At 70.6% G+C, this 16181-nt stretch carries 13 protein-coding genes; 2 read left to right on the top strand and 11 right to left on the bottom strand.

The window, feature by feature from the left end:
* The first annotated feature begins 7 nt into the window (after positions 1 to 7).
* Positions 8 to 1129, top strand: coding sequence for a mechanosensitive ion channel domain-containing protein (locus AB0A97_RS01480; protein WP_361142884.1), 1122 nt, complete (start codon positions 8 to 10; stop codon positions 1127 to 1129).
* Positions 1130 to 1191: 62 nt separating this feature from the next.
* On the opposite strand, the gene AB0A97_RS01485 is transcribed toward AB0A97_RS01480, so the two are convergent.
* The 4 genes from AB0A97_RS01485 to AB0A97_RS01500 form a co-directional block, all read right to left on the bottom strand.
* Positions 1192 to 2793, bottom strand: coding sequence for a Na+/H+ antiporter (locus AB0A97_RS01485; RefSeq protein WP_361142887.1), 1602 nt, complete (start codon positions 2791 to 2793; stop codon positions 1192 to 1194).
* 176 nt (positions 2794 to 2969) lie between these two features.
* A complete protein-coding gene (locus tag AB0A97_RS01490) occupies positions 2970 to 3911 on the bottom strand; it encodes an RluA family pseudouridine synthase (RefSeq protein ID WP_361142890.1) in 942 nt (313 codons plus the stop codon).
* Between the two features lie 91 nt (positions 3912 to 4002).
* On the bottom strand, positions 4003 to 4680 hold the full coding sequence (gene lspA / locus AB0A97_RS01495) for a signal peptidase II (RefSeq protein WP_361142893.1): 678 nt from the start codon (positions 4678 to 4680) through the stop codon (positions 4003 to 4005).
* Between the two features lie 236 nt (positions 4681 to 4916).
* On the bottom strand, positions 4917 to 5783 hold the full coding sequence (locus AB0A97_RS01500) for a TraR/DksA C4-type zinc finger protein (RefSeq protein ID WP_361142896.1): 867 nt from the start codon (positions 5781 to 5783) through the stop codon (positions 4917 to 4919).
* Positions 5784 to 6398: 615 nt separating this feature from the next.
* On the opposite strand from AB0A97_RS01500, the gene ileS reads away from it, so the two are divergent.
* Positions 6399 to 9539, top strand: coding sequence for an isoleucine--tRNA ligase (gene ileS, locus AB0A97_RS01505; protein WP_361142899.1), 3141 nt, complete (start codon positions 6399 to 6401; stop codon positions 9537 to 9539).
* 449 nt (positions 9540 to 9988) lie between these two features.
* Here ileS and AB0A97_RS01510 read toward each other — a convergent pair whose 3' ends face one another.
* The 7 genes from AB0A97_RS01510 to AB0A97_RS01540 all read right to left on the bottom strand — a co-directional run bounded on the left by AB0A97_RS01510 (position 9989) and on the right by AB0A97_RS01540 (position 16162).
* Complete coding sequence (locus AB0A97_RS01510; RefSeq protein WP_361142902.1) at positions 9989 to 11110, bottom strand: DivIVA domain-containing protein; 1122 nt, start codon at positions 11108 to 11110, stop codon at positions 9989 to 9991.
* Positions 11111 to 11159: 49 nt separating this feature from the next.
* On the bottom strand, positions 11160 to 11453 hold the full coding sequence (locus tag AB0A97_RS01515) for a YggT family protein (protein ID WP_030676138.1): 294 nt from the start codon (positions 11451 to 11453) through the stop codon (positions 11160 to 11162).
* A 71-nt stretch (positions 11454 to 11524) separates the two neighbouring features.
* Positions 11525 to 12145, bottom strand: coding sequence for a cell division protein SepF (gene sepF / locus AB0A97_RS01520; RefSeq protein WP_030024677.1), 621 nt, complete (start codon positions 12143 to 12145; stop codon positions 11525 to 11527).
* Between the two features lie 124 nt (positions 12146 to 12269).
* Positions 12270 to 13001: a YggS family pyridoxal phosphate-dependent enzyme gene (locus tag AB0A97_RS01525; RefSeq protein ID WP_361142907.1), complete on the bottom strand. Its 732-nt coding sequence runs from the start codon at positions 12999 to 13001 to the stop codon at positions 12270 to 12272.
* 3 nt (positions 13002 to 13004) lie between these two features.
* Positions 13005 to 13733 (bottom strand): peptidoglycan editing factor PgeF, encoded by a 729-nt coding sequence (gene pgeF, locus AB0A97_RS01530; RefSeq protein WP_361142910.1) that lies wholly within the window; start codon positions 13731 to 13733, stop codon positions 13005 to 13007.
* Between the two features lie 34 nt (positions 13734 to 13767).
* Positions 13768 to 14997: a cell division protein FtsZ gene (gene ftsZ / locus AB0A97_RS01535; RefSeq protein ID WP_361142913.1), complete on the bottom strand. Its 1230-nt coding sequence runs from the start codon at positions 14995 to 14997 to the stop codon at positions 13768 to 13770.
* A gap of 274 nt (positions 14998 to 15271) precedes the next feature.
* A complete protein-coding gene (locus tag AB0A97_RS01540; protein WP_361142916.1) occupies positions 15272 to 16162 on the bottom strand; it encodes an FtsQ-type POTRA domain-containing protein in 891 nt (296 codons plus the stop codon).
* Positions 16163 to 16181: the final 19 nt, after the last annotated feature.

Below are 16181 nucleotides of genomic sequence, written 5' to 3' on the forward strand. Positions count from 1 at the left end.
AGTGTCCATGGAGGACGTGCTTCGTCCGCTCATCGTCGTAGGCGGCTCCATAGTCGTGACGCTCGTCCTGGGCTGGCTGGCCGACCTGGCACTGCGCCGGGCCGACACGGCCCGCCCGGACACGCCACTGTGGGGACTGCTGCGGCGCTGCCGCGTCCCCCTGCAGGTGGTGCTGGTCACCGCGCTGCTGCGCGGTTTCTACGACAGAACGGGCCTGGCGTTCATCGAGGACCACGAGGCGGGCCTCGGCCAGATTCTCTCCCTCGTCCTGATCGCGGCCACCGCCTGGCTCGCCATCCGGGCGTCGGCGGCCATCGTGGAGTCCTCGTACTCCCGGTACGCGGCCGGCGCGCGGGACGCGGCCCGGGTCCGGCGGGTCCGTACCCAGGTCACCCTGATCCAGCGGGTGGTCACGGCGATCGTCATCGTCGTCGCCGCGGCCTCGATGCTGCTGACCTTCCCGAAGATGCAGACGGTCGGCCAGTCCATGCTGGCCTCGGCGGGACTGGTCGGCATCGTGGCCGGTGTCGCCGCGCAGTCCACCCTCGGCAACCTCTTCGCCGGCCTGCAGATCGCCTTCGGCGACATGGTCCGCATCGGGGACACGGTGGTCGTGGACAAGGAATGGGGCACCGTCGAGGAGATCACCCTGACCTTCCTGACCGTACGGACCTGGGACGAGCGGCGGATCACCATGCCCGTGTCCTACTTCACCAGCAAGCCGTTCGAGAACTGGTCACGCGGGGGCGCGCAGATGACCGGGACCGTCTTCTTCCACCTGGACCACGCGGCCCCCGTGGAGAAGATGCGCGAGCGGCTGCACGAGATCCTGCAGAACAGCACCGACTGGGACGGCCGCGGCTGGAGCCTGGTGGTCACCGACACCACCCCGACCACCATCCAGGTACGCGCCCTGGTCACCGCCCGGGACTCGGACTCCATCTGGTCGGTGCGCTGCGAGGTCCGCGAGCGGATGATCGACTGGCTGCGCGCGGAACACCCGTACGCGCTGCCGCGGGTGGTCACCGCCGCCGCGCCCGACAGCGGGGAGGACACCGCCCGGCTGGCGCGGACGGACGGGGAGCGGCGCCCGGGGACCCTGGACAAGGGGCCGGGGCTGGACGGCTGACAGCACCCGGCTGCCGATGCCGGGGCGCGGTGCCGGGGCAGGCGCCGCACCCGGTCCTCGCCCTACGGCAGCGGAGCGCCCCGCAGACTGCGCATGTCCAGCTGGCGCAGCACCCGGTCCACGATCTCCGGGTCGGCGCCCGGCTCGCTGCGCGCCGCCAGCACCTCGTGGCGGGCGGCCGAGAGCATCTCGCTCTGGATGCTCTGCACCTTCTTCATCCGGGTGATGCGCTTCTCGAAGTGCTCCCGGCGGTCGTCGTCCACGATGTCCGGCGCGATGCGTGCACCCATGTCGTAGGCGCGCCGGGCGAGCTGCTCGCTGATCTCCTCCGGCAGCTCCTCGACCTCCAGGATCTCCTTCAGACGCCGTTTGGACGCCTTGATCACCCGGAGCGCCAGCTCGTGCTCCAGCTTCTCCTCGGCCTCCGAGTCGGCCTTGACCCGCAGCTTCTTGACCAGGGTGGGCAGCGACAGGCCCTGGACGACGAGCCCGGAGAGCACCACGGCGAAGGCGATGAACAGGATCTCGTCACGGGCCGGGAAGTCCGCGCCACCGTCGATCGTGTACGGGATGGCCAGCGCCAGCGCGACGGACGCCACACCGCGCATCCCGGACCACCACATGATCACGGTCTCCCGCCAGCTCAGCGGGATGTCCTCGTCGAAGTCGCGGCGCTTGTGCATCCGCTTGGCCAGCCAGGCGGCGGGCAGCAGCCACAGCAGCCGGACGCCCACCACGACCACCACGACGGCGGCGCCGACGCCGAGCATCTCGCCCCAGCGGCCGGAGGCCACCTTGATGACGTTGTGCAGTTCCAGGCCGATCAGCCCGAAGGCGACACCGGTGACGAGGGTGTCGACGATCTCCCAGAAGGTGTAGCCGGCCAGCCGACCCATCACGTCGTCGGCGTCCACCGCGTACTCGGCGAGGAACAGCGCGGTGGTCAGCACCGCCAGCACTCCGGAGCCCTCGAACTCCTCGGCGAGGACGTACGCGACGAACGGCACCAGCAGCGTCAGGCCGATCTGCAGCGTCGGGTCGCCCAGCAGGCCCATCAGCTTGTTGGTGATCCAGCCCAGCACCAGCCCGACCGCTATCGCGACCACGGCGGACAGCACCAGCGAGCCGATTGCGGAGGGTACCGAGAAGGAGCCGCTGACGGCGGCGGCGAGCGCGACGTGGTACAGCACGATCGCGGTGACGTCGTTGAACAGCCCCTCGCCCTCCAGGATGGAGACCATGCGGCGGGGCAGCCCCAGCTTGCCCGCGACGGCGGTCGCGGCGACCGGGTCGGGCGGTGCGACGAGCGCGCCGAGCACCACCGCGGCGGCGATCGGCATCCCGGGGACGATGGCGTGCGCCACGGCGGCGACGGCGGCCGTGGTCGCGAAGACCAGGGCCACCGCCAGCAGGAAGATGGGCCGGATGTTGGCCGTGAACTGCCGCCAGGAGGTGCGCTGCACGGCCGCGTAGAGCAGGGGTGGCAGCACCAGCGGGAGGATGAACTCCGGCGGTACCTCCACGTTCGGCACGAACGGCAGCAGCGCCAGCACCGCGCCGGCGAGCGTCATCAGGACCGGCGACGGCAGGCCCAGCCGGTCACCGACCGGGACCATGACCACGGCCCCGAGAAGTAGGACGAACATCAGGGCCAGCTGGTCCACGGTGGCTGCACTCCGGGGTCGAGATCGATCACGTACCGACCCAAGCCTGCCATGAAGCGCACAAAAACCGCTCGGACGAGCGGTCCGGCCGCTCGGCCGTCCGGCCTACCCGCGCACGGCGCCCGGACGGCCGGCGCGGCGCGTACCGCCCGGACGGCCGGGTCGGAGCGTCCGGCTCAGGCGCTCTCGGCCCGCACCCGGTCCAGGGCGCGCTGAAGATCCTCGGGGTAGGCGCTCTCGAACTCCACCCACTGCCCGTCGGCCGGGTGCTCGAAGCCCAGCCGCATCGCGTGCAGCCACTGCCGGGTGAGGCCCAGCCGCTTGCCGAGCGTCGGGTCGGCGCCGTAGGTCACGTCGCCGACGCACGGGTGGCGGTGCGCGGACATGTGGACCCGGATCTGGTGCGTACGCCCCGTCTCCAGCTTGATGTCCAGCAGGCTGGCCGCCCGGAACGCCTCGATCAGGTCGTAGTGGGTGACCGACGGCTTTCCGTCGGCCGTCACCGCCCACTTGTAGTCGTGCTGCGGGTGCCGGCCGATGGGGGCGTCGATGGTGCCGCTCATCGGGTCCGGGTGGCCCTGCACCAGGGCGTGGTAGCGCTTGTCGACCGTACGCTCCCGGAACTGCTGCTTGAGCAGGGTGTACGCGCGCTCGGACTTGGCCACCACCATCAGGCCGGAGGTGCCGACGTCGAGGCGGTGCACGATGCCCTGGCGCTCGGCGGCGCCGGAGGTCGAGATACGGAAGCCCGCGGCGGCCAGCCCTCCGATGACGGTGGTGCCCGTCCAGCCGGGGCTGGGGTGCGCGGCGACGCCGACCGGCTTGACGATCACGACGATGTCGTCGTCGTCGTGCACGATCTCCATGCCCTCGACCGGCTCGGCGACGATCTCCACCGGCGGCGCGGCCTGCGGCATCTCCACTTCCAGCCAGGCACCGCCGTGCACCCGCTCGGACTTCATGACTTCGGCGCCGTCCACCCGGACCTTCCCGCCGGCCGCCAGCTCGGCGGCCTTCGTACGGGAAAAGCCGAACATACGGGCCAGCGCGGCGTCGACGCGCTCGCCCTCCAGGCCGTCCGGTACGGGCAGGGTGCGGATCTCGGGAATCGTGCTCACATCACCGAGTATGTCAGCCCGCTGTGACACTCCCGCCGGCCCCGTCGCCCGGACCCCGTACGTACGGGGTCCGGCCGCCGCGAAGCCGCTGTCAGTCCTTGTGGACCGTGCCGTCCGGGTCCAGGCCGCGGAAGGACAGGATCACGATCAGGATGCCGCCGCAGACGATCGCGGAGTCCGCGAGGTTGAAGACCGCGAAGTGGGCGGGGGCGATGAAGTCCACCACCGCGCCCTCGAAGACGCCCGGCGTACGGAAGATCCGGTCGGTGAGGTTGCCGAAGGCGCCGCCCAGCAGCAGGCCGAGCGCGATGCCCCACGGCAGGCTGTAGAGCTTGCGGGCGATCCGGATGATCACCACGATCACGATCGCCGCGATGATGGTGAGGAAGATCGTCAGTGCCTCGCCGATGCTGAAGGCGGCACCGCGGTTGCGGATCACCTCCAGGCGCAGCAGCGAACCGATCACCTCGATGGGGGCGTGGTGCTCCAGCTTCGCGACCACCAGCGCCTTGCTGCCCAGGTCGAGAAGGTAGACGACGGCCGCGACCAGGAACAGCGTGCCGATCCGCCGCTTGCCCCGGCCCTTGGCCTTCGCCGCGGTGGCGCCGGCCTCGCCGCCGTCCGCGTTCTCGTCCCGGTCCTCGTCCGGCTGCCGCTCCCGCGACGCCGTCCCCTCGGCGCTCCCCCCGGCTCCGGGCACCGCCGCCGTCCCCGGCTCGGAATCCGGTCCGGTCTCCGGCGTACCGGTGATGCGCTCCGCCTCTGCCACGTTGTGAGCCCCTCAGCCCGTCGAGTCCCGCACGCCAGGCCGCCCCCGGCTGAGGACGAGGGTACGGCACAGGCGTACGGACACCGCGGGTACGGTCCCCTCGGCCTCGGGTGATTCATCCGGAGGCGGTCACCGGCCACGCGCCTCTCACCGTCCCGGCCGGCCTCCCGGCACCCTCCACCCCCACCGCGGCTCCCGCCTCTACCGCCCTCCCGCCCCTCTCGTCCCTACCGCCCCTACCTCCTCTCCTGCCGCTGCTTGCACTCCACGCACAGCGTCGCCCGGGGGAACGCCTGCATCCGGGCCTTGCCGATCGGCTTGCCGCAGTTCTCGCACAGGCCGTACGTGCCCGCGTGCAGGCGCTCCAGCGCGCGTTCGGTCTGGAGCAGCATCTCGCGGGCGTTGGAGGCCAGCGCCATCTCGTGTTCGCGGGTGATGTTCTTGCTGCCGGTGTCGGCCTCGTCGCCGGTGCCTTCGCCGGAGTCCCGCATCAGCCCGGCGAGCGCGTCCTCGGACGCCTCGATCTCGGTACGCAGCCGGGCGACCTCGTCGTGCAGTTCCGTGCGGGCCTCGGCCACCTCGGCCGGCGTCCAGGGGTCCTCGCCGGGCCGTACCGCCAGCTCGCCGGGGTCCGCGGCGCGCGCCTTGGGCACCGCGCCCGCCGTCCCGTCCTGCTCCGCCTCGGCGGCCGGTGCCCCGCCCGGAGTCTGCTTCTCCACCACCGTCTTGGCTCCCGTCTTCTTCGCGGGCACCGCCTTCTCGGCAGGTGCGGTCTTCTTGGCCGCCTTCTTCGCGGCGGCCTTCCGGGGCGCGGGCCCGCCGTCCGCAGGAGGCTCCCCGGCCTCCTGCGCCGCCCTCTTCGCGGCGGCCCTCTTCCCTGGCGTCTTCCCCGGCGTCTTCTTCGCCGCCTTCTTGGCCGCCTTCTTGGCCGCCTTCTTGGCCGCGGGCGGGTGCTCCGGCTCCTCCGCCGGGGCGTCCGGCACGGCCTCCGCGCTCATCGCCGTGGCGGACACCCGCTTCTTCGCCGTGGGCTCGGGCTTGTCGGCCACGGCCTTCCCGGCGTCCGCCGTGCTCTTCTTCGCGGCGGTCTTCTTCGCCACCATGGCCGCGACCCCTTCACGTATGTGATCATGTTCGCGAATCGTGACCGGAACGATAAATCGCCTCAAGGCACGCGGCAACGGGACGCACCGCCCTTTCCCGCCCGGTCTCCCCCACGGCAGCCGGGTCTGCATCCGTTGTGCCCCCCTGCCCGCGCGGTAATCCGCCAGCCCACGGCCCGCCGGAAGCCCGCCACGGGCCGCCCGACGCGCGGGCGCCGACTCCCGCGCCCTGCGTATCGCCATTCGGGTCACGCTCTCGGCGCCCGCTACCTCACTCGGCGCAGCCCGGAAAACCGGTCGGTCCGCCCCGTCGGTGCCCCGTACACTGTGGGCAGCGAAAGGCGCCGACGGGACGAGTAGCGTCGTACGCAGCGATGAGCGATCCGGGGACGGTGCGAGCCCGGAGGCGTGCGCGACGTGAAGATCACCCCCGAGCCGCCGGAAGAACGCCCACGGGCGGCCCGCAAGCGGCCCACGGGTCAGTAGAACCGGCCTCGCGACCCCAATGAGGGGGCGGTGGAGCACGCACCGCCAAGGAGGGTGGTACCGCGGGAGCCCAGGCTCTCGTCCCTCCGGACGGAGAACGCAGCAGGTGTCCGCCGGAGGAACGCCCCGATGTCACAGCCTCAGTACCGCCAGGTACCCGCCCAGGTAGACCTGCCCGCCCTTGAGCACGCGGTGCTCGATTTCTGGCGCGAGCAGAAGGTCTTCGCCCGTACCCTCCAGCAGTCCGAGGGACGCCCCGAGTGGGTGTTCTACGAGGGCCCGCCGACCGCCAACGGCATGCCCGGTGCCCACCACATCGAGGCCCGCGTCTTCAAGGACGTCTTCCCGCGCTTCCGCACCATGCGGGGCTACCACGTCGGCCGCAAGGCCGGCTGGGACTGCCACGGCCTGCCGGTCGAGCTGGCCGTCGAGAAGGAGCTGGGCTTCAACGGCAAGAAGGACATCGAGGCGTACGGCATCGCCGAGTTCAACGCCAAGTGCCGCGAGTCGGTGACCCGCCACACCGACGCGTTCGCCGACCTGACCACCCGGATGGGTTACTGGACGGACCTGGACGACCCGTACCGCACCATGGACCCCGACTACATCCAGTCGGTCTGGTGGTCCCTCAAGCAGATCTTCGACAAGGGCCTGCTGGCGCAGGACCACCGCGTCGCCCCGTGGTGCCCCCGCTGCGGCACCGGCCTCTCCGACCACGAGCTGGCCCAGGGCTACGAAACCGTCGTCGACCCCTCGGTCTTCGTCCGTCTCCCCCTCACCTCGGGCCCGCTGGCCGGCGAAGCGGCCCTGCTCATCTGGACGACCACCCCCTGGACGCTTGTCTCCAACACCGCCGTGGCCGCCCACCCCGACGTCACCTACGTCGTGGCCACCGACGGCCGGGAGAACCTGGTCGTCGCCGAACCCCTCCTCGAAAAGGCCCTCGGCGAAGGCTGGACCACGACCGGACAGACCTTCACCGGCCGCGACATGGAGCGCTGGGCCTACCGCCGCCCCTTCGACCTGGTCGAGCTGGAAGACGCCAACTTCGTCGTCAACGCCGACTACGTCACCACCGAGGACGGTACGGGCCTGGTCCACCAGGCCCCCGCCTTCGGTGAGGACGACCTCAAGACCTGCCGCGGTTACGGCCTGCCGGTCGTCAACCCGGTACGCCCCGACGGCACCTTCGAGGAGGGCCTCGCCCTCGTCGGCGGCCAGTTCTTCAAGAAGGCCGACGAACACCTCGTCGCCGATCTCGACGCCCGCGGCCTGCTCTTCCGGCACGTCGCCTACGAGCACAGCTACCCGCACTGCTGGCGCTGCCACACCGCGCTCCTCTACTACGCCCAGCCGTCCTGGTACATCCGGACCACCGCGGTCAAGGACGCCCTGCTGCGCGAGAACGAGGGCACCAACTGGTTCCCCGAGTCGGTCAAGCACGGCCGCTTCGGCGACTGGCTCAACAACAACATCGACTGGGCGCTGTCCCGCAACCGCTACTGGGGCACCCCGCTGCCCATCTGGCGCTGCGCCGAGGACCACCTGACCTGCGTCGGCTCCCTCGCCGAGCTCACCGAGCTCACCGGCACCGACCAGTCCGGCCTGGACCCGCACCGCCCCTACATCGACGCCGTCACCTTCCCCTGCCCCACCTGCCAGGGCACCGCGACGCGCGTCCCCGAGGTCATCGACGCCTGGTACGACTCCGGCTCCATGCCGTTCGCGCAGTGGGGCTACCCGTACAAGAACAAGGAACTGTTCGAGAAGCGCTACCCGGCGCAGTTCATCTCCGAGGCCATCGACCAGACCCGCGGCTGGTTCTACACCCTCATGGCCGTGGGCACCCTCGTCTTCGACAAGTCCTCCTACGAGAACGTGGTCTGCCTGGGCCACATCCTCGCCGAGGACGGCCGCAAGATGTCCAAGCACCTGGGCAACACCCTCGACCCGATCCCGCTCATGGACCAGCACGGCGCCGACGCCGTCCGCTGGTTCATGGCGGCGGGCGGCTCCCCCTGGGCAGCCCGCCGTGTAGGCCACGGCACCATCCAGGAAGTGGTCCGCAAGACCCTCCTCACCTACTGGAACACGGTCGCCTTCCAGGCCCTGTACGCCCGCACCTCCGGCTGGTCCCCCAGCCCGGCCGACCCCGCACCGGCCGACCGCCCCCTCCTCGACCGCTGGCTGCTGTCCGAACTGAACGCCCTCACCCGGGACGTCACCGACGCCCTCGAAACCTTCGACACCCAGCGCGCCGGCAAACTCCTCTCCTCCTTCGTCGACGACCTCTCCAACTGGTACGTACGCCGCTCCCGCCGCCGCTTCTGGCAGGGTGACAAGGCGGCCCTGCGCACGCTCCACGAGGTCATCGAGACGGTCACCCGGCTGATGGCTCCCATCACCCCGTTCATCACCGAACGCGTCTGGCAGGACCTGGTCGTCCCGGTCACCCCCGACGCTCCCGACTCGGTCCACCTCTCCACCTGGCCCGAGGCCGACACCGCCCTCATCGACCCGACGCTCTCCAGCCAGATGCAGTTGGTGCGGCGCCTGGTAGAACTGGGCCGCGCGACCCGCGCGGAGTCCGGCGTCAAGACCCGCCAGCCCCTCTCCCGCGCGCTGGTGGCAGCCTCCGGCTTCGCAGCACTCTCTCCCGAACTGCGCACCCAGATCACCGAAGAGCTGAACGTCTCCACCCTCGCCTCTCTCTCCGAGGTGGGCGGGAGCCTGGTCGACACGACCGCGAAGGCCAACTTCCGCGCCCTGGGCAAGCGCTTCGGCAAGGGCGTCCAGGCAGTGGCCAAGGCCATCGCCGCAACCGACGCCGCAGCCCTCTCCGTCGCCCTGCGCGAGGGAACCGCCACCGTCGAGGTGGACGGCGAAACGGTCGCCCTCTCCCCCGACGAGGTCATCATCACCGAGACCCCGCGCGAGGGCTGGTCGGTGGCCTCCGACGCGGGGGCCACCGTGGCCCTCGACCTGGAAATCACCCCCGACCTGCGCCGCGCGGGGCTGGCCCGCGACGCCATCCGCCTCATCCAGGAAGCCCGCAAGAACAGCGGCCTGGACGTGGCCGACCGCATCGCCCTCCGCTGGCGGACCACCGACGAAGAGGTCCGCACCGCTCTGACCGACCACCAGTCCCTCATCTCGGACGAGGTTCTGGCCACCGACTTCGCACAGGACGAGGCCGACGCCACGTACGGCCAGGCGTTCGAGGACGAGAGCCTGGCCCTCACGTTCCGCCTCAAGAAGACCGAGGCGTAGTCACCGAACCGGTGTAGCAACACCACGGCCCCCGACGCACCACGCGTCGGGGGCCGTTCCCGTACCAGCACTTGGGCGTTTCTATGCGACATCAGCCCAATTCGCACCGAAAGCTGCCGAACGGCCAGAGCTCGGGGGCACGCAGGGGTCTCGCCGCAGGCGGTCCGGACGCTGGCCCACGAATCCGATTCACTGAAGCTCAAGGATGCCGTGGGGACCCCGGCCGAAGGCTGGGGGAGAGTGACCACGCTGGCGTGGCCCTGAGCCCCCCACCACCGGACAGACCGCGCAGCACACGCACCCCTACCGGGGCCGGGCCGCAGGCCGCAGGCCGCAGGCCGCAGGCCGCAAACAAAAGAACCGGGCCCCCGGGGAATCACCCCAGGGGCCCAGCCCTGATTGCCGACCACGCGCTACACGCGACGACTACGCGCGAAGCGCGGCTCCGCTCAGTTGTCGTCCTCGTCGATGAGGAACCCACGCATCGGCGACGGCGCCTGCTGCATGGGCTGCTGCCCCTGCGGCCGCACCGGAGCCATCGGCTGCGTCATCGCCGGCGACATCTGCTGCTGCCCGCCGTACGACGGCGCGCTGCCCGAGCCACCACCGTGACCACCCATCGACTGCCCGCCACCCATGGAGTGGTTGCCCCCCATGGACCCGGCACCGGCCGAAGCCATCGACGGCGACGGCGGCAGCGAGGCGGTCGCCGGCGTCCGCGGCGGCGCCAGCGAGTCGTCGGCCTGGTTCTCCAGCTGGCGCAGCTGGCTCTCCAGGTACGACTTCAGCCGCGTACGGTACTCGCGCTCGAAGCCGCGCAGGTCCTCGACCTTGCGCTCCAGCGTGGCGCGGGCCGACTCCAGCGACCCCATCGCGACGCGGTGCTTCTCCTGCGCGTCCCGCTCCAGTGCGTCCGCCTTCGCACGGGCGTCCCGCTCCAGCCCCTCCGCACGCGAGCGCGCCTCGCCCACGATCTTGTTGGCCTCGGAACGGGCCTCCGCGATCGCCTGGTCGGCGGTCTGCTGCGCGAGCGACAGCACGCGAGCGGCACTGTCACCGCCCGGACCCTGGCCCGGCTGCGGCAGCTGCGGGCCGCCGTGTCCACCGGGGCCACCCATCGGGCCGCCCAGCGGACCGCCGGGCCCCATCGGGCCGGGGCCGTGCGGGCCCTGCGGGCCGTGGCCACCGGGCCCGGCCGGGAGCTGCGGGGCTCCTCCGGTCAGCTGCGGTGGGCCGCCCAACTGCTGCTGTTGCTGCTGTTGCTGCGGCGGCACCGGCTGCGGACCGGATATGGCGGCGGGCACAGGAGCGCCGGGCCTGCCCTGCTGGTGCTGCTGCCCCTGGTCCTGCTGCTGCTCCTGCTGCTTGCGCATGTTCTGCTGCTGGTTCTGCGCGGCGGCCCGCGTCGCGGCGGCCAGCTTGGCGCGCAGGTCCTCGTTCTCCCGCAGCAGTCGGGTCAGTTCGGCTTCGACCTCATCGAGGAAGGCATCGACCTCGTCCTCGTCATAGCCTTCTCGGAGGCGGACGGTCGTGAACTGCTTGTTCCGCACGTCCTCGGGGGTCAACGGCATCTCTACTTCACCTCAACGTAGTCGTCGGCAATCGGCAAGACCGTATCGTTCACACCAACAACACCGACCTCACGACGGTGATCAGGATGTAGACGATGATCATCAATACGAAGAAGGACAGGTCGAGCGCCACGCCCCCGAGACGCAGCGGCGGAATGACCCGCCGCAAGAGCTTGAGTGGCGGATCAGTGACAGTGTAGGTGGCCTCCAGAACGACCACCATCGGCTTGCCGGGTTGCCATGAACGGGCGAACTGGAAGACATAGTCCATCACCAGCCGGAAGATCAACACGATGAGGAAGCAGTACAACGCGATGTAGATCACCTGTCCAGCGATGCTCATCCGCGGTGTCCTCTCCCCTTGCCATGCTGTCGTGTTGGGCGCTTTCGGCCCGGTGTGCCCGGTGTTGCGTCTCAGCTCTGGTTGAAGAACCCGCCCTCTGCGATACGGGCCTTGTCCTCCGCCGTGACATCGACGTTAGCAGGCGACAACAGGAACACCTTCTGCGTCACCCGCTCGATGCTGCCGTGCAGGCCGAAGACGAGACCGGCCGCAAAGTCGACAAGTCGCTTCGCGTCCGTGTCGTCCATCTCCGTGAGGTTCATGATCACCGGAGTGCCCTCACGGAAGTGTTCCCCGATGGTACGGGCTTCGTTGTAGGTCCGGGGGTGCAGCGTCGTGATGCGGTACGGCTCCCGCTCGGACACAACCTTGGGCATGATCACCGGTGCGTTCTTCTCCAGATTCGGACGGTCGGGTGTGATGGACGCCACGGGGGCGATTCGGGCGGGTCGTCCGCTTTCGGCAGCCAGAGGGGCGGACTCACGCTGAGCGGGCGGCTGGGCGACTCGGACGGGTTCGTCCCGTTCCGGGTGCGGCTCGGTGGGTACTTGGGTCTGCTGTCGCCGCCCCCGTTCGGGCTCCGGGTCAAGCTCGGGCTCGAACTCGTCGTCGGGGTCGAACCCCCGGCCGTCGTACCCATCGTCCTCCACGAGGCCGAGGTAGACCGCCATCTTGCGCATCGCGCCGGCCATTCTCTGCGTCCTCCGCTCTGTGGTGGATCGGCTCCGTCACCAGGTGCCTTGAATCCACGCGGTCTGCCCTCCTTTTGGGGGCAATGACCATATTTTGTGCTGTGGTCCGACTTGCTTGGCGACGTTACCCGAGCCGTGGTCGGACTCCGAGTACCGCAGTGCCGACGCGCACATGTGTCGCCCCGGCAGCCACGGCTTCATCGAGGTCCGCGCTCATCCCTGCCGACACCATGTTCGCAGCAGGATGGTTCACGCGCAGGCCGGATGAGATTTCCATCAAACGCTCGAAAGCGGCACCGGGAAGGCCGGCATAACGGCCGGTCAGCGGAGCCACCGTCATCAGGCCGTCCAGGCGCAGCCCTTCGGCGGACGCGACGGCGTCGGCGAGCGCGGCGACACCGGCCGGGGCGACCCCGCCACGCGCTCCGGTCTCTCCCCGGGTGTCACCCGACTCGGCGTCAAGCGCCACCTGGAGCAGGCAGCCGAGCTCACGGCCGGCCCGTACCGCTTCCTTCGACAGCGCGGTGACCAGCTTGGCGCGGTCGACCGACTGCACAATATCGGCGTAATTGGCCACAGACCGCACTTTGTTGGTCTGCAACTGACCGACGAAATGCCAGGTAAGGGGCAGATCCGAGCAGGCCGCGGCCTTCGGTGCCGCGTCCTGGTCGCGGTTCTCCGCCACCTGGCGGACGCCGAGTTCCGCGAGCAGCCGCACGTCGCTCGCCGGGTAGGTCTTCGTGACCACGATGAGGGTCACGTCCTCCCGCTTGCGACCGGCCTTGTCGCACGCGGTGGAGATTCGTTCCTCCACGCGCGCCAGATTGTCCGCCAGTTCGGTCCTACGATCCGTCACAGCTCAGCATCCCAGCCATACATAGCTCGCGAGCCGCCCGGTGACGCGGTCCCGCCGGTACGAGAAGTGGTCCGCCGACTCCAGCGTGCAGATGTGGGAATGCTCACCCATCCGGACGCCGCGCGCGGCGAGTTGGGCACGGACCCCGGCGGCCATGTCCACCGCGGGCGTGCCCCACGAGGTGGTGGCCCAGGCTTCGGGCACCACCGCGGCGACCTCGGCACGCATCGCCTCGGGCACCTCGTAGCAGCGTCCGCAGACCGCGGGTCCGGTACGGGCGACGATCCGGGCCGGGTCGGCGCCGAGCGCGGTCATCGCCTCGACGGTCGCCGGAACCACCCCGGCCACCAGCCCCGGACGCCCCGCGTGCGCGGCACCGGTGACCCCGGCGACCGGGTCGGCGAGGAGCACCGGGGTGCAGTCGGCGGTCAGGACGGCGAGGGCCAGGCCCCGGCGGGCCGTCACCACCGCGTCCACGCAAGGGATCTCGGAGCCGTCGCGCCAGGGGCCGTCGACCACGGCCACGTCACGGCCGTGCACCTGGTTCATCCACACGACCGAGGCCGGGTCCAGGCCCAGCGCCTCGGCCGCCCGTTCGCGATTGGTCCGTACCGCGCCGGGGTCGTCACCGACCGCGCCCCCGAGGTTCAGCTCGGCATACGGAGCGGCGCTCACCCCGCCCCACCGGTCGGTGGAGGCGAAGTGCGCGCCGCTCGTGTCGTTCGTCAGCACCGGGTGCTGTTGCCCTATCACGTCGGGACTTCGGTCACTTCAGGAAGTCGGGGACGTCCAGTTCCTCGGCCGCGGTGTCCGAGTACGGACGGGCCGGCGGAACCTGCGGCGAGGCGGTCGGGGGCGGCGGCACCTCGCCGAGCGGGGACGGGTCGGCCGGGGCCGGTTCCTCGTCCCGTACCGGCACCGAGCCCAGGCCGCCGAAGGACGACGGCCGGGACTCGGCCTGCGGGGCCGGGCGGCTGGGGGCCGGGGCCGGTTCCTCGCGCTTGCCGTTGTTCTGGCTGCCGAGCACGGTCTGCTGACGGGCCGGCGGCTGGCCGCCGTCGAAGCCCGCGGCGATGACGGTCACCCGGACCTCGTCGCCGAGCGCGTCGTCGATGACCGCGCCGAAGATGATGTTCGCCTCGGGGTGGGCCGCCTCGCTGACCAGCTGCGCGGCCTCGTTGATCTCGAAGAGACCGAGGTCCGAGCCGCCGGAGATGGAGAGCAGCACACCGCGGGCGCCGTCGATGGACGCCTCCAGGAGCGGCGAGGAGATCGCCATCTCCGCGGCGGCCACCGCGCGGTCGTCGCCGCGCGCCGAGCCGATGCCCATGAGGGCCGAGCCGGCCTCGGACATCACGGACTTGACGTCGGCGAAGTCGAGGTTGATCAGACCCGGGGTGGTGATCAGGTCGGTGATGCCCTGGACACCCGACAGCAGTACCTGGTCCGCGGACTTGAACGCGTCGAGCACGCTCACCTGGCGGTCCGAGATGGACAGCAGTCGGTCGTTGGGGATCACGATGAGGGTGTCGACCTCGTCGCGCAGGCCGGCGATGCCGTCCTCGGCCTGGTTCGCGCGGCGACGGCCCTCGAAGGTGAACGGGCGGGTGACCACACCGATCGTCAGGGCGCCGAGCGAGCGGGCGATGTTGGCGACGACGGGGGCGCCGCCGGTGCCGGTGCCGCCGCCCTCTCCCGCGGTCACGAAGACCATGTCGGCCCCCTTGAGGACCTCCTCGATCTCCTCACGGTGGTCCTCGGCCGCCTTGCGGCCGACGTCTGGGTTGGCGCCTGCGCCCAGACCACGGGTGAGTTCCCGGCCGACGTCCAGCTTGACGTCGGCGTCGCTCATCAGCAGGGCCTGTGCATCGGTGTTGATCGCGATGAACTCGACGCCCTTGAGCCCGACCTCGATCATCCGGTTGATGGCGTTCACGCCACCGCCGCCGATGCCGACGACCTTGATGACTGCGAGGTAGTTCTGCGGTGCTGCCACGTCGAAGGCCTCTCGCCTCGAGTTACGTGTCGCCGCCGCACCGGGGTGCGGACGTCGACTGATGCCGATGGGACGGTTCGTAGTGCCGACCCGAACCCTAACGCTGAAGTTTAGGGTTACCAGTGCCTGTGTTCCTGGGACTCTTTGGAACGAGACACTAAGTCGACAAGTGGCGCACGTTCAACGAACACGCCGAACCTCCCGTTTTTCTTTTCACCCTATGTGATCACCCATAGTGGTAGCCATCCAGGGTGCTGGCCTGCGGGTACACACGTCAACTCCCCGACACTGCGGGTGCGGTGGGAACACTCACGTCGAAGTGGCGCGCGTCACGCGCCGCTTTCAGGGCCGCGGCGAGCACCTTGGCCTTCGCCGTACTGCGTTCGTCACTCCCCCAAACGACGGTACGGCCGCCCGTCAGCTTCAGGGTGATGGCGTCGAAGGAGCGCACCTCGACGGTGCGAACGTCCTGGTGGAGCGCCTTCGGCAGGGCGGTGACGACGGTGCCGGCTGCGCGCCGGAGCCGGTCGGCGCCGAACCGCCGCAGTCCCGGGCTGTCACGTACGGCCATTTCCAGAAGCGGAACACCCTTCGGGGCGGCGGCGACCGTGGCGAAACGCGTCCCTTCGGCGTCCACTTCGACGAACTTTCCGCCCGTTTGAATAACGAGTTCCGGCTGCCTTTCGGTCACTTTCAGGCTGACCGTGTGCGGCCAGGAGCGCCTGACCGCAACGGACTTGACGCGCGGGAGTTTCGCGCGCACCCGGTCGGCGACGGCCTTCTTGTCCACCGAGGCGAGCGGGGTGTCCATCGGCACCGCGGCGGCCCGTACGACCTCATCGACCGTCAGGACGCCCGTACCGCTCACCTTGACGGCCTCCGTGCGCAGCCAGGTGGAGCCGTACAGGGACCAGGCGCCGAAACCGGCCAGCAGCACCGCACCGGCCAGTGTGATGATCAGAGTGCGCCGGGGCGGCACCTTGAAGTGGGCCCGCAGGCCGGAGCGCCCGCCCGGAAAGCCGGATTCGCCCCGCTTCGCGGGCTTTTTGCCCCCGCCGCCGCTGCCGGACCCGGCGTTGCCGGTCTTCCCGGCCTTCCCGGACGAGGGCGGGCCGGAGCGCGCGGACTTCTTCTCACCGCGTCGGGCGGTCGTCGGTCCGGCCACGCTCCCTCTCCTTCCGGCC

It is taken from the genome of Streptomyces sp. NPDC045470 (genome assembly GCF_040646595.1).
Lineage (GTDB): Bacteria > Actinomycetota > Actinomycetes > Streptomycetales > Streptomycetaceae > Streptomyces.